Genomic DNA, 13774 nt, shown 5'->3' on the forward strand with positions numbered 1-13774 from the left:
TTCAGGCTCCCTTGCCGAAGGTTTGCTTGCCGAAAGTCGGGTTGTGCACCGTGCCGAGCGTGACGTGCACGGCCTGCTGGTCGGTGTAGAAGTCGATGGAGCGGTAGCCGCCCTCGTGCCCGAGGCCCGAGGCCTTGACCCCGCCGAACGGCGTGCGCAGGTCGCGCACGTTGTTCGAGTTGAGCCAGACCATGCCCGCCTCGATCGCCTGCGAGAAGTTGTGCGCCCGCTTCAGGTCGTTGGTCCACACGTAGGCGGCCAGCCCGTACCTGACCCCGTTGGCCAGGGCGAGCGCCTCCTCCTCGGTGTCGAACGGGGTGATGGCCACGACGGGGCCGAAGATCTCCTCCTGGAAGATCCGGGCCGACGGCGGCACGTCCGCGAAGACGGTCGGCGCCACGTAGTTGCCGGTCTCGAAGCCCTCGGGCCGGCCGCCGCCGGCCACCAGCCGGCCCTCCGTCTTGCCGATCTCGATGTAGGAGACGACCTTGTCGTAGTGCTCGGGGTGCACCAGTGCGCCGACCTCGGTCCGCGGGTCCTGCGGGTCCCCGACCACCACTCGCTTCGCCTGCTCGGCGTAGCGCTCGACGAACTCGTCGTAGACCGCCCGCTCGACGAGGATGCGGCTGCCCGCGGTGCACCGCTCGCCGTTGAGCGAGAAGACTCCGAAGATGGTCGCGTCGATGGCGGCGTCCAGGTCGGCGTCGGCGAAGACGACGGCCGGCGACTTGCCGCCCAGCTCCATCGAGAGGCCCTTGAGGTACGGGGCGGCGTTGGCGAAGATGAGCTGACCGGTGCTGCTCTCCCCCGTGAACGAGATGAGCGGCACGTCCGGGTGCTTGACCAGCGCGTCGCCCGCCTCCTCGCCGAGGCCGTTGACCAGGTTGAACACGCCGACGGGAAGCCCCGCCTCCTCGAAGATGCCCGCCCACAGCGACGCCGACAGGGGCGTGAACTCCGCGGGCTTGAGCACCACGGTGTTCCCCGTCGCGAGCGCCGGGCCGAGCTTCCAGGACTCGAGCATGAACGGTGTGTTCCAGGGCGTGATGAGGCCGGCGACGCCGATCGGCTTGCGGTTGACGTAGTTGATCTGGCGGCCGGGCACCTTGAAGGTGTCGTCCGCTTGCGCCACGACCAGGTCGGCGAAGAACCGGAAGTTCTCCGCGGCCCGGCGCGCCTGGCCCAGCGCCTGCGTGATCGGCAGGCCGGAGTCGAAGCTCTCCAGCTCGGCCAGCCGCGCGTCGCGGGACTCGACGATGTCGGCGATGCGGTGCAGGATCCGGGAGCGCTCGCGCGGGACCATCCTCGGCCAGGGCCCGTTCAGGAACGCGTCGCGCGCCGCGTCGACCGCCCGGTCGACGTCCGCCTGCTTTCCCGCGGCCGCCTGGAGGTACACGTCGTTGGTCACCGGTTCGAGCACGTCGAACGTGTCGCCGTCGGCCGAGTCGACGAACTTTCCCCCGATGTAGTGCTGGATGCGGTCCGGCAGGTCGGCCGGCACGTGGCGGGTCCCCTGCTGGGTCACCTGGTTGCTCACTGTGTCTCCCTGAGTGGTGTCGGGCGGGGACCGGTCCTGTCGGGCTCTGCCCTGCCGGCGCGAGCGTCCAGGAAGGCCTGCATGGTCGCCCAGCGGTGGTTGCGCGCGGCGATCTCGATCTCGAGCGGGTCGGCCCCGCCGGCGATCAGGTCGAGGATGTGGGCGTGCTCGGCCACGGAGTCCCTGGCGCGTCCGGGCACGAACGCGAAGGTGGAGTCCCGCAGCCCGGAGAGCTGGGCCCAGCCACGGTGGACCATGTCCAGCAGCAGCTTGTTGGGGCACGACTCGAACAGCACCGAGTGGAACTGGCGGTTGAGGGCGGTGAACGCGTGCGGGTCGAAGTGGTCGAGCACCGCACGCAGGTGGTCGTTCACCTCCGTCGCCCGCTGGAGGTCGGCGGCGGAGATGGCGGGCGCCGAGAGACCGGTAGCGGCTCCTTCGACGACACCGAGGGCCTGCATGGCGTCGACGTACCCGTGCTCGTCGACCATGGCGACCCGCGCGCCGACGTTGCGCTCGTAGGTCACCAGACCCTCGGCCTCCAGGCGGCGGATCGCCTCGCGCACGGGCACGACGCTCATCGCCAGCTCGTCCGCGATGCTCTGCAGCACGAGGCGGTATCCCGGGCTCAGCTCGTGCAGCGCGATGCGGTCGCGCAGGTAGTCGTACGCGAGCTGCGACTTGCTCAGCGCACCGGCGAACGCGGTCTCGACGGCCGAAGCGGTCGCGTCTCCGCCCGTCATCGCGACTCCCCGGGGGCCTGGGACTCCTGAGGCGCCTGGAACTCCTGGGGCTCGTGCGCCTTCTGGGACTCGTACCGCGCACGCCATGCCGCGTTCGGGGGGAACAGGCCGTCGACCGGGTGGCCGGCGGCCACCTGCTGCGCCACCCAGGCGTCCTGCTCCTCCTGGGCGATCGTCGCGTCCGCGACCTCCTCGGCCAGGTGCGGCGGCACGACGACGACGCCGTCCGCGTCACCCACGACGACATCGCCGGGCAGCACCGTCGCACCGCCGCAGGCGACCGCGACATCCGTGTCCCACGGCACGTGTCGACGACCGAGCACCGCCGGGTGCGGACCGCCCGAGAAGACCGGGAGGCCCGTGGCGGCCACGGCCTCGAAGTCGCGCACGCCGCCGTCCGTGACCACGCCGGCCGCCCCGCGCACCTGCGCGCGCAGGGCGAGGACGTCACCGAGGGTCGCCGAGCCTTTCTCGCCCCGTGCCTCGATCACGATGACCTCACCGGCACCGACGGTGTCGAACATCCGCTTCTGCGCGTTGTAGCCGCCACCGTGCGCGGCGAACAGGTCCTCCCGGTTGGGCACGAAGCGCAGCGTCCGCGCCCGGCCGACGATCGTCGCGCCCGGCACGTTCGGCCGCAGGCCCTCGATTATCACGTTGTCCAGGCCGCGCTTGCGCAGCTGGGCGGAGAGGCCCGCGACCGGTGCGCGCCGCAGCTTGTCCGCGAGCTCGTCGGTGAGCGCGAACGGCTCCGGCTCCCCCTCCGGCTCCCCCTCCGGCTCCGGCTCCGGCGGGAGGCCCGCCGCCGCACGACTCCCCCAGGCCTCGGCGCGCTGCGTGTCGTCGATCTTCGGCCCGGCGCCGACGTCGGAGAACGGCACCTCGCCCTGCACCACCGTCGTCACCAGGCGGCCCGACGACGGCGCGCCGGGTGCCGTCGGAGCATCCACCTCGACCTCGACGACGTCGCCCGGCACCACGACGCTCGACCCGGCGGGCGTGCCCGTGAGGACGAGGTCACCCGTCTCGAGCGTGAGGTGCTGGGACAGGTCGGCCACGATCTGCGCGAACGGGAACAGCAGCGCGTCGTCGCCGGTGGTGTCCTCCTGCACGAGCCCGCCGTTGACCCACGTGCGCACGCGGAGCGCGGCCGGGTCGACCGCACGGGCGTCGATGAGCGCCGGGCCGACCGGCGTGTAGCCGTCGCGCCCTTTGGAGCGCACGTTCGAGCCCTTGTCGGCCCAGCGCAGGTCGTAGACACCGAGGTCGTTGGCGGCGGTCACGGCCGCGACGTGCTCCCACGCCTCCTCGACGGACACGTGCCGGGCCGGCTCGCCGATGACGAGCGCGATCTCCCCCTCGAAGGCGAGCAGCTCCGTGCCGGCCGGCCGCTCGACCACACCTCCGGGGGCGCCGAGCGAGCTCGTCGGCTTGAGGAAGTACGACGGCGCGGCGGGCCGCCGTCCGCGCTGGTCGGCGCGCGAGAGGTAGGCGAGATGGACGGCGACGATCTTGCCCGGCCGCTGTGCGAGCGGCCCGCCGACCGACGGCGTGGACGTCGTCGAGGCCTGCGCTTCGGTACCCATGAGCTCCCTTACCCGTCGTTCCGCCGGTCGTCGTCCCCCGTGCTCCGGATGACCCTGGCGCTTTGTATCTCAAATCGTATATGGTCCAGGAGTACCCGGCAAGGCCGCTCCGGCCGAGCCCACCACGACCGGCCCGCCAACGACGGCGGACCTGGATGACGAGGGAGTCATGCGATGTCACGCCTAGCCCCGGACGGTCCCGCAGCGGCCGGTGCCTCGGATCCCCGCGAGCGCCGCCGCGTCGTCCTCGCGACCATCGTCGGCACGACGGTCGAGTGGTACGACTTCTTCATCTACGCCTCGGCCGCCGGCCTCGTCTTCGGCCAGCTGTTCTTCGAGCCCGCCGGGTCGAGCCTCGGCACGCTCCTGGCGTTCGGCTCGGTGGGTGTCAGCTTCCTGTTCCGTCCGCTCGGCGCGTTCGTCGCCGGGCATCTCGGTGACAAGTACGGGCGGCGCGTGGTGCTCGTCCTGACCCTGGTCCTCATGGGGGTGGCCACCGCGCTCATCGGACTGCTGCCGACCTACGCCCAGATCGGCGTCGCCGCGCCGGTGCTGCTCGTGCTGCTGCGGATCCTCCAGGGCATCTCGGCCGGCGGTGAGTGGGGTGGGGCGGTCCTCATGGCCTGCGAGCACGCACCGGTCGCGCGGCGTGGCCTGTTCGGGGCCTCGCCCCAGGTCGGTGTCCCGCTCGGCCTGCTGCTCGCGTCCGGGGTGCTGGGCATCATGAACGCCGTGGCACCCGGCGACGCCTTCCTCACCTGGGGCTGGCGCGTCCCGTTCCTGCTGAGCGTCGTACTCATCGGCATCGGGTACTGGGTGCGCCGCAGCGTCGAGGAGAGCCCGGTGTACGTCGAGATCGCCCAGCGCGCGGAGACCACCCGTCAGCCGCTGCTCCAGCTCTTCCGCAAGCACACGCCCCTGGTGATCGTCGCCGCCCTGGTCTTCGCCGGCAACAACGCCGTCGGCTACATGACCACCGGCGGCTACATCCAGCGCTACGCGTCCGACCCGGCAGGGCCGGTCGGGCTCGACCGCGGACCGGTGCTCTGGGCGGTGACGGCGTCCGCCGTCGTCTGGCTCGTCTCGACCTGGTTCGCGGGCGCCGTGTCCGACCGCCTCGGCCGCCGCACCACCTACGCGATCGGCTTCGTGGTGCAGCTGGCCGGCGTCCTGGCCCTGTTCCCGCTGGTCAACGGCGGGACGTTCGGCTCGCTGCTGCTCGGCCTGATCTTCCTGTCCGTCGGCCTCGGCCTCACCTACGGGCCGCAGGCGGCGCTCTACGCCGAGCTGTTCCCCGCCTCCATCCGGTTCTCCGGCGTCTCGATCTCCTACGCGATCGGGTCGATCCTCGGCGGCGCGTTCGCGCCGGCGATCGCCACGGCACTGGTCCAGGCGACGGGTACGACGGCGGCGGTCACCATGTATCTGGCGGGCATGACGGTGATCGGTCTCGCGGCGACCCTCGTGCTGCGCGACCGCACGGGCATCCCGCTGGGGCCGGACCACGAGGAGCTGCAGGCCGCCAGCCCGATCTACGGCCTCGCCAGGGCCTGAGCCGCGGGCACCACGAACAGAACGGGAGAACGATGCAGTTCCACCATCACGGCTACGTTTCCGGGGACCCGCGTGTCCAGCCGGCGGCCGGCTACGGTCTCGAGCGGCCCACCGAGCTGCCCGACGAGGTCGACGTGCTCATCGTCGGCAGCGGCCCGGCGGGCATGATCGCCGCAGCACAGCTCGCGCAGTTCCCCGACATCCGGACCCACGTCGTCGAGCGGCGGGCCGGCCGCCTCGAGATGGGCCAGGCGGACGGCATCCAGGCGCGCAGCGTCGAGACGTTCCAGGCGTTCGGGTTCGCCGAGCGCATCACGGCCGAGGCCTACCGGATCACCGAGATGGCGTTCTGGAAGCCCGACCCCGCCAACCCCTCGAACATCGTGCGCGGCGCCGTCCCGCCCGACGACGCCCACGGGATCAGCGAGTTCCCGCACCTCATCGTCAACCAGGCCCGGGTGCTCGACTACTTCGCCGAGGTCGCGGCCACGGCGCCCGCCCGCGTGACCCCGGACTACGGCCTGGAGGTCGTGGGGCTCACCGTGGCCGACCACGGCACGCACCCGGTCACGGTGACACTGCGGCACACGGCCGGGCCGCAGGAGGGCACCCACCGGACGGTGCGCGCCGGCTACGTGGTCGGGGCCGACGGTGCGCACAGCGCCGTCCGGCAGGCGATCGGCCGCAAGCCGGTGGGCGACCGGGCCAACCACGCCTGGGGCGTGATGGACGTGCTCGCCGTGACGGACTTCCCCGACGTGCGTACCAAGTGCGCCATCCAGTCGCACGACGGCGGGTCCATCCTGCTCATCCCCCGCGAGGGCGGGTTCCTGGCACGCTGGTACGTGGACCTCGGCGAGGTGCCGCCGGATGACGGCAGCCGCATCCGCGCCACGTCGCTCGAGGAGGTCATCACGCGGGCGAACCGGATCATCCACCCCTACACGCTGGACGTGAAGGACGTGCCCTGGCACAGCGTGTACGAGGTGGGCCACCGGGTGACCGACGGGTTCGACGACGTCCCCGACGAGCTCACCGGGACCCGCACGCCCCGCGTGTTCCTCACGGGCGACGCCTGCCACACGCACAGCGCCAAGGCCGGGCAGGGCATGAACGTGTCGATGCAGGACGGCTGGAACATCGCCTGGAAGCTGGCGCACGTGCTCACGGGCCGGGCGCCGGAGGGGCTGCTGGCCACCTACTCGGCCGAACGGCAGGTCGTCGCCCAGAACCTCATCGACTTCGACCGGGAGTGGTCACGCCTCATGGCCACACCTCCCGAGGACCTGCCCGACCCGACCTATCTCGAGGACTTCTACGTCAAGACCGCCGAGTTCCCGTGCGGGTTCATGACGCAGTACCAGCCATCGATGATCGTGTCGGAGCCGGTCCATCAGCACCTCGCCACCGGCTTCCCGATCGGCAAGCGGTTCAAGTCGGCCCCGGTGGAACGCGTCGCCGAGGGCAACCCCGCTCACCTCGGCCACCATGCCCGCGCCGACGGCCGGTGGCGCGTCTACGCGTTCGCCGACGCCGCCGCGCCGGGCGAGCCCTCGGCGCTCCGAGAATGGGCGGAGTGGCTGGGCACCGCGCCGGGCTCCCCGCTGCTGCGGCACACCCCCGCGGGGACCGACCCGGACTCGGTGCTCGACGTCAAGGTCGTCTACCAGCAGGACCACTTCGGCGTCGAGTTCCCCGACGTGCCGGAGGTCTTCACGCCGCGAGTCGGCCCGTTCGGGCTGGTGGACTACGAGAAGGTGTACGCGACCGACCCGGCACAGGACATCTTCGAGCTGCGCGGCATCGACCGCGGTGGCGCGGTAGTCGTCGTGCGGCCCGACCAGTACGTTGCCGCTGTACTCCCACTGAGCGCGAGGGACGAGCTCAGCGCGTTCTTCGCCGGGGCACTGCTGCCGCAGGACACCACGCGCACGACCACGCGCACGAAGGAGAACGCATGACCGACACCCGCGAGTCCGACCTGCTCGACGCCGTCCCCGACGGGCTGCTCATCGGCGGCCGGTGGCGGCCAGCCGCGGCGGGCGCCACGCTCACCGTCGAGGACCCGTCGACCGGCACGACCATCAAGACCATCGCCGACGCCGGCCCCGAGGACGGCGCCGCAGCGCTCGACGCGGCCGTCGACGCGACGGCGGACTGGGCGGCGACGCCCGCCCGCGTGCGGGGCGAGATCCTCCGCCGCGCGTTCGACCTGCTGCAGGAGCGCAGCGAGGAGTTCGCGCTCCTCATGACCCTCGAGATGGGCAAGCCGCTCGCGGAGGCCCGCGGCGAGGTGACGTACGGCGGCGAGTTCCTGCGCTGGTTCTCCGAGGAGGCCGTGCGCGTCTCCGGCCGCTACGGGCCCAACCCGGAGGGCACCGGACGCATCATCGTGAGCCAGCACCCCGTAGGCCCCTGCTTCCTCATCACGCCCTGGAACTTCCCGCTGGCCATGGCGACGCGCAAGATCGCGCCCGCGCTGGCGGCCGGCTGCACGGTGGTCATCAAGCCCGCGGCGCTGACTCCGCTGACCACCCTGTACTTCGCGCGGCTGCTGCAGGACGCCGGGCTACCCGACGGCGTTGTGAACGTGATCACCACGTCCAGCTCCGGCGCCGTCTCCGGCCCGATCATCGCCGACCCGCGGCTGCGCAAGCTGTCCTTCACCGGCTCCACGCCCGTGGGACAGAAGCTCCTGGAGCAGGCGGCGCCCGGCGTGCTGCGCACCTCCATGGAGCTGGGCGGCAACGCCCCGTTCGTGATCTTCGAGGACGCCGACCTGGACCAGGCGGTGGGGGGTGCCCTGGCGGCGAAGTTCCGCAACATCGGGCAGGCCTGCACAGCCGCCAACCGCTTCATCGTGCACTCCTTGGTCGCCGACGAGTTCGCCCGCCGGGTCACCGCCGCGGTGAACGACTTCGTGGTCGGCCGCGGCACCGAGTCCGGCGTGAACATCGGCCCGCTGGTGGACGACAAGGCCGTCGCCAAGGCGGAGGCGCTCGTCCAGGACGCGGTGTCCCGGGGCGCCGAGGTCACCACGGGCGGCTCCCGCATCGACGGGCCCGGCACCTTCTACGAGCCGACGGTGCTCACCGGTGTCGCGCCCGGCAGCGACATCCTGCGCGAGGAGATCTTCGGCCCGGTGCTCGCGATCGCCACCTTCGACACGGAGGACGAGGCGGTGGCCCTGGCCAACGACACGGAGTACGGGCTCGTCAGCTACGTCTACACCGAGAGCCTGTCGCGCGGTCAGCGGATGATCGAGCGCCTGGAGACCGGGATGATGGGGCTCAACGTCGGGGTCGTCTCCAACGCCGCCGCGCCGTTCGGCGGCTGGAAGATGTCCGGGCTCGGCCGCGAGGGCGGCGCCGAGGGCATCCACGAGTACCTCCAGACCAAGTACACGCTCACGCCGGCCTGACGGCAGCCAGCAGACCGTCGCCCTCGAACGGCGTCCGGCGGGAGACCAACGTCTACCGCGCGGACGCCGCTCCCGGGCCCGGGCCGAGGTGCAGCAGCCCACCGAGGGCGGCGTCGGAGACCGCCTGGGCATCAAGGTCATAGGTGGAGCTGAATGCCACGAGCTCGTCCGGTCGCGCGCCTCGCCGGTCGCAACGGATCACGTGAGGTGGTCGAAGTCGCCGCGGGCCCATGCCGCGTGGCGCTCCGCGGAGCGCAGCACGATCGACCGGGCGTCGGCCGGGATGACACCCCGGAAGTTGTTGTAGAGCCGGTCGAACTCGAACCGCCTCACGTGGTGCGCGATCCGCAGCACCACCACACCCGACAGCGGGATGCGGTTGGGGTAGCTGCGCATGAAGGACACCGACGCCCGGTCCGGGTTGGCGAAGATCGTGTCGCCACCCAGCAGCACGCCCCTGCCCGCCGCGCCGGACGCCCAGTGCGCCACCACGGAACCCGGGAAGTGCCCGCCCGGCTGGCTCAGCGTGACGCCGGGCAGGATCTCGCGGTCACCCTTCCACAGCTCGACGGCGTCGTCGGACCGGGCGAGCCAGCCGGCGTCGGCCTCGCTGACCAGGATCGGGACCCCGCCGAGCCGGCGGCTCCACTCCACCTGCACCCCGTACATGTGCGGATGGCTCGCCACGATGTACGCCAGCCCGCCCAGATCCTCCACGGCGGTGACGGCGTCGTCGTCCAGGTAGGCCAGGACGTCGAACATCAGGTTGCCCGCACTGGTGCGGACGATCTTCGCAGTAGGACCGATGCCGACGTCGGGCACCGTCGTGAGGCCGACCAGGTCGGGCTCCAGCTCCTCGACGGCGACGCTCTGCCCCTCGGCGACCAGCTCGTCGAGCGTGGTCCAGTGCTGCCCGTCGGCCGGAACCAGCTCACGCTCGTCGGCGCAGATCGCGCACACGGCGGGCCGTGGCTCGTGCTCCACGCCGCACCTGCGGCAGATCCAGAACGTCATGCGGCGGTTCCCCTTCATCGGGCCGTTGTCCCGGCCCGTGCGCCAGCGGCGTGGGCCGTGGCCGGCGATCCCAGTGTCCACCGAAAGGCGTCCGAGTCGCTGGCCGGGGAAGCACACCGGCGCAGACGAGGCGGCATGCCTGCCAGGGACACGCTCGCACCAGGTTCACCCCGGACAGCCGGGAAAGAAGTAGCGGCCGGTCATGGATGCCCGTCGGGAACGGTTCGTGTCCGCCCTCACCGATGCCGGGTGGTCGAGGCGGGCGACGGCCCGGCGCCAGGCGCCCAGCCGGGCAGTAACAGGGCCAGGCACAGCACCTCTCGATCGGCTTGGCTTGTGCCCGACACAGCCACCGCTCATCAGACGCGGGTGATCACCAGGAAGTCTGGTCTTCGTCGGTCCGGTCGCCTCGCACCTGCTCCTGCCCGAGTTCAGCGTGTACTCCGCGAGCGGTCGTTGACGGTACGTGCGACAGTCGACCGGCCGGAGACTCGAGAGGAAGGCGGCAGGAGCATGCCTCCGATCACCGACATCCATGCGCTGTTGATCGCCGACCGCGAGCGCACGGCCGACCTGATCTCCTCTCTTTCCGGCAACATCGCCTCGATGGTGGAGGCGTCGCAGCTCACCGCGTCCGACGACGAGCACGACCCCGAAGGGTCGACGATCGCCTTCGAGCGCTCACAGGCGAGCACGCTGCTCGCCGCGGCCAGAAACCACCTGGACGACGTGGACGCAGCGCTCGCGAGGTTCGCCGCCGGCAACTACGGCTACTGCGAACGCTGCGGAGGCGCGGTCGCACGGGACCGCCTGCTGGCCCGGCCCACGGCCCGCACGTGCATCGGCTGTGCCGCCGCCGGCTAGTTGACACCGCGTTGTCGACAAGCTGGCACCCCCACGGCAATCCAGACACCCGCGCCACCCAACCACCCCGCCAGCGGCGATATACTCCGAAACGTCAAGGCGGACACCACCTACACCACCGCCTGCGCTCGAAAAAGGGGCGCGCGGCGGGCCAGGGGCCTGGCCCGCACGGGACACATACGGACCGCACCACTCATCCGTCACTGTTTCCCTGGAGGCCCTCGTGCCCACCGTTTCCGCACACGTCGCCCGTACCGTCGCCCGCCACGTCGACCATGTCTTCGGCGTCATGGGCAACGGCAACGCCTGGTTCCTCGACGCCCTGGAGCGCTCGACGACCGCGCGCTTCACCGCCGTCCGGCACGAGGCCGGTGGCGTGGTCGCCGCCGACGCCCACTTCCGCGCGTCGGGCCGCATCGCCGCCGCGACCGCCACCTACGGGGCCGGCTTCACCAACGCGCTCACCGCGCTCGCCGAGGCGGCGGCGGCCCGGGTGCCGCTCGTCCTGCTGGCCGGCGACGAGCCGACGTCGGGCCCGCGCCCCTGGGACGTCGACCAGATCGCGCTGGCAGCCGCCGTCGGCGCCCGCACCTATACCGTCGGCCGCGCGGACGCCGCGGCTACCAGCGTCATCGCCATCGAGCACTCCCTGACCTACCGCGTGCCCGTGGTGCTGGCCATCCCTTACGACGTCGCCGCCCTGGAGGCCGGTCCGGTCCCGGACGCGCCGGAACCCACGCTCCCCCGGCCGATGGTCCCGGCGGGGCCGTTCGACGCCGCCGCCATCACCGACCTCGCCAAGCACCTCGCCACCGCGGAGCGGCCCCTGCTGCTCGCGGGCCGCGGCGCGTGGCTGGCGGGCGCGGGCGAGGCGCTCGGCGAGCTCGCGGAGGCCACGGGCGCGCTGACGGCGACGACCGCGCTGGGCCGCGGCGTCTTCCCCGACGGCCGGTACGACCTCGGTGTCGCGGGCGGCTTCGGCGCCGAGCGGGCCATGGAGCTGGTGCGCGAGGCCGACGTCGCCGTCGTGGTCGGCGCATCGCTCAACCAGTTCACCATGCGGTTCGGCGACCTGTTCGCGCCGGGCACGCGCGTGGTCCAGGTCGACACCGCACCCGCCGCGACGCACCGGCACGTCGGGGGCTTCGTGCGGGGCGACGCCACGCTCGTGACCCGCATCCTCCTGGACGAGCTGCAGACCCTGGGCGCCAAGCCCTCCGGCTGGCGCGAGACGGTGGACGTCGCCGCAGCCCGCCGCTACGACACCGGACCCGCCGACGGCATCGCCCCCGACGGGCGCCTCGACCCGCGCGCCGTCGCGCACCGCCTCGCCGACCTGCTGCCCGCCGAGCGCGTGGTCGTGTCCGACGGCGGGCACTTCATCGGCTGGGCCAACATGTACTGGCCGGTCGCCTCCCCCGACCGCATGGTGATGGTCGGCACCGCCTACCAGTCCATCGGGCTCGGCTTCCCCAGCGTCGCCGGCGCCGCCGCGGCCCGCCCCGACGACGCCGTCGTGCTGACCACCGGCGACGGCGGAGCGCTCATGGCGCTGGCCGACCTCGAGACCGCGGTGCGCACCGCCGGCGGCCGGGGCATCACCGTGGTCTGGAACGACGCCGCGTACGGCGCCGAGGTGCACGTGTACGGGCGGCAGGGCATCACGAAGGAGCCGATGCTCATCCCCGAGACCGACTTCGCGGCGCTCGCGGCGGCAGTCGGCGCGGAGGGTGTCGTCGTGCGTTCCCTCGCCGACCTGGACCGTGTTGCCCGGTGGACCGCCGAGCCCGTCGCCGACCGCCGCTTCCTGCTGCTCGACTGCCGGGTCTCCGGGGACGTCGTCGCGCCGTACCAGGAGGAGATCCTGGCGGCGAACCGCACTCGCTAGCACGGGCCTGCTGGGCCACTTGCGAGTGGCAGGAGCGTTGTTAACGTCGAACGGCCGACCCAACGCCGCACCGCGATCCTCCGTGAGGTGATCCCGTGACCGCCGACGAGAGCACGACCGACCGACCTGGGCGCGATGCCAGCAGGGATCCTGGGCCGGTGGTGACCCGGCGGTCGGTGCTCAAGTCCCTGTCGATGATCGGTGGGGCCGGGCTCGTCGGCGGGGCGACCCTGGCCGGCTGCACCCCGGACGCCACTGGTCCGGCCGGAGCAGCCGGGACGGCGACCACCGACGAGCGCGTCCATCAGCCCGAGCGGTCCCCGCTGCCACCCGACGAGGCACCGGACAGCCTGCGCTTCTTCACCGAGCAGGAGGCGCGCCTGCTCGAGGCGATGCTCGCGCGCCTGGTGCCCGGCGACGACCGGGACCCGGGCGCCGTCCAGATGGGAGTGGCGACGTACATCGACGGCAAGCTCGCCGACCACGACCCGTATGCCGAGCCCACGTACACGCACGGTCCCTTCGCGAGCACCTACGAGGAGGCGCCGAGCGAGGTGGAGGAGGGTGCCGTGCCGATCGCCGAGAGACAGCTCTACCGGTACGGGCACCAGGGCCGCCGGCCTCCACAGGAGACCTACCGGCTCGGTCTGGGTGCCCTCGACCGGTACGCGCAGACCCGGTACGGTCGCTTCTTCGCCGATCTCGGTCCGGAACGCCAGGACGAGATCCTCGTGGTGCTCGACGACCACGGGCAGCGCAGCGAGGCCGCCGACCAGGTCACCGGCAGCGCCGCGGAGGGCAGCGACGACGGGGCCGAGACCTCGACCAGCGACGACGGGGCCGAGACCTCGACCAGCGACGACGTGCTGGACCAGGCCGAAGAGGTGTTCGGCGAGGTGGACCCCGGCGGCTTCTTCTCGATGGTGCGCACGGACACGATCGAGGGCATGTTCGCCGACCCCGCGTACGGCGGCAACAAGGACCTGGCGGGCTGGCGCCTGGTCGGATGGCCGGCGGCACAGCGCTCCTACTCACCGGAGGAGATGCTCCGGGGCACGGACAAGCAGCCGCGGTCGATGCACGGGCTGCCCGTCATGAACCCAGACCGCCCGGGCGGCGGCAGAGGTGCGCTCGAGCGGCCCCACGACCACGTCGGGAAGGGCTGAG

Annotated in this window: 10 protein-coding genes; 6 read left to right on the forward strand and 4 right to left on the reverse strand. The window is 72.3% G+C overall.

Annotated elements, in window-relative coordinates; genetic code table 11:
• Nucleotide 1: 1 nt before the first annotated feature.
• Genes hpaE through LUM46_RS24070 form a run of 3 tightly spaced genes read right to left on the reverse strand, consistent with a single transcriptional unit; the run spans nt 2 to nt 3866 of the window.
• Entirely contained in the window at nt 2–1537 is a 1536-nt protein-coding gene (gene hpaE, locus LUM46_RS24060; RefSeq protein ID WP_274997609.1) for a 5-carboxymethyl-2-hydroxymuconate semialdehyde dehydrogenase, read from the reverse strand.
• Nucleotides 1534–2280: a GntR family transcriptional regulator gene (locus LUM46_RS24065; RefSeq protein WP_274997610.1), complete on the reverse strand. Its 747-nt coding sequence runs from the start codon at nt 2278–2280 to the stop codon at nt 1534–1536. Before LUM46_RS24065 ends, hpaE begins: the two co-directional genes overlap by 4 nt.
• The gene (locus LUM46_RS24070; RefSeq protein WP_274997611.1) at nt 2277–3866 is read right to left on the reverse strand and encodes a fumarylacetoacetate hydrolase family protein; all 1590 of its coding nucleotides are present in this window, start codon (nt 3864–3866) and stop codon (nt 2277–2279) included. The genes LUM46_RS24065 and LUM46_RS24070 overlap by 4 nt, the downstream gene beginning before the upstream one ends.
• A 174-nt stretch (nt 3867–4040) precedes the next feature.
• On the opposite strand from LUM46_RS24070, the gene LUM46_RS24075 reads away from it, so the two are divergent.
• The 3 genes from LUM46_RS24075 to LUM46_RS24085 are packed head-to-tail and all read left to right on the forward strand — an operon-like array spanning nt 4041 to nt 8841.
• On the forward strand, nt 4041–5420 hold the full coding sequence (locus tag LUM46_RS24075) for an MFS transporter (RefSeq protein ID WP_274997612.1): 1380 nt from the start codon (nt 4041–4043) through the stop codon (nt 5418–5420).
• A 32-nt stretch (nt 5421–5452) separates the two neighbouring features.
• On the forward strand, nt 5453–7381 hold the full coding sequence (locus LUM46_RS24080; RefSeq protein WP_274997613.1) for an FAD-binding monooxygenase: 1929 nt from the start codon (nt 5453–5455) through the stop codon (nt 7379–7381).
• A complete protein-coding gene (locus LUM46_RS24085; protein ID WP_274997614.1) occupies nt 7378–8841 on the forward strand; it encodes an NAD-dependent succinate-semialdehyde dehydrogenase in 1464 nt (487 codons plus the stop codon). Before LUM46_RS24080 ends, LUM46_RS24085 begins: the two co-directional genes overlap by 4 nt.
• 198 nt (nt 8842–9039) lie before the next feature.
• Here the strand turns inward: LUM46_RS24085 and LUM46_RS24090 are convergent, their stop codons facing one another.
• Nucleotides 9040–9855 (reverse strand): MBL fold metallo-hydrolase, encoded by an 816-nt coding sequence (locus tag LUM46_RS24090; protein WP_274997615.1) that lies wholly within the window; start codon nt 9853–9855, stop codon nt 9040–9042.
• A 513-nt stretch (nt 9856–10368) separates the two neighbouring features.
• Here LUM46_RS24090 and LUM46_RS24095 point away from each other — a divergent pair.
• The 3 genes from LUM46_RS24095 to LUM46_RS24105 all read left to right on the forward strand — a co-directional run bounded on the left by LUM46_RS24095 (nt 10369) and on the right by LUM46_RS24105 (nt 13773).
• Nucleotides 10369–10719: a TraR/DksA family transcriptional regulator gene (locus LUM46_RS24095; RefSeq protein WP_274997616.1), complete on the forward strand. Its 351-nt coding sequence runs from the start codon at nt 10369–10371 to the stop codon at nt 10717–10719.
• A gap of 223 nt (nt 10720–10942) precedes the next feature.
• The gene (locus tag LUM46_RS24100; RefSeq protein ID WP_274997617.1) at nt 10943–12607 is read left to right on the forward strand and encodes a thiamine pyrophosphate-binding protein; all 1665 of its coding nucleotides are present in this window, start codon (nt 10943–10945) and stop codon (nt 12605–12607) included.
• A gap of 95 nt (nt 12608–12702) precedes the next feature.
• Nucleotides 12703–13773, forward strand: a complete 1071-nt coding sequence (locus tag LUM46_RS24105; protein ID WP_274997618.1) for a gluconate 2-dehydrogenase subunit 3 family protein — start codon at nt 12703–12705, stop codon at nt 13771–13773.
• Nucleotide 13774 lies beyond the last annotated feature (1 nt).

Origin of the sequence: Promicromonospora iranensis (genome assembly GCF_028994805.1) — a bacterium.
GTDB lineage: Bacteria > Actinomycetota > Actinomycetes > Actinomycetales > Cellulomonadaceae > Promicromonospora > Promicromonospora iranensis.

Bases quoted from the DNA above. Each gene is read 5' to 3' on its own strand.
- LUM46_RS24065 (WP_274997610.1), bottom strand. From the start codon at position 2,280: ATGACGGGCGGAGACGCGACCGCTTCGGCCGTCGAGACCGCGTTCGCC.
- LUM46_RS24070 (WP_274997611.1), bottom strand. From the start codon at position 3,866: ATGGGTACCGAAGCGCAGGCCTCGACGACGTCCACGCCGTCGGTCGGC.
- LUM46_RS24075 (WP_274997612.1), top strand. From the start codon at position 4,041: ATGTCACGCCTAGCCCCGGACGGTCCCGCAGCGGCCGGTGCCTCGGAT.
- LUM46_RS24080 (WP_274997613.1), top strand. From the start codon at position 5,453: ATGCAGTTCCACCATCACGGCTACGTTTCCGGGGACCCGCGTGTCCAG.
- LUM46_RS24085 (WP_274997614.1), top strand. From the start codon at position 7,378: ATGACCGACACCCGCGAGTCCGACCTGCTCGACGCCGTCCCCGACGGG.
- LUM46_RS24090 (WP_274997615.1), bottom strand. From the start codon at position 9,855: ATGACGTTCTGGATCTGCCGCAGGTGCGGCGTGGAGCACGAGCCACGG.
- LUM46_RS24095 (WP_274997616.1), top strand. From the start codon at position 10,369: ATGCCTCCGATCACCGACATCCATGCGCTGTTGATCGCCGACCGCGAG.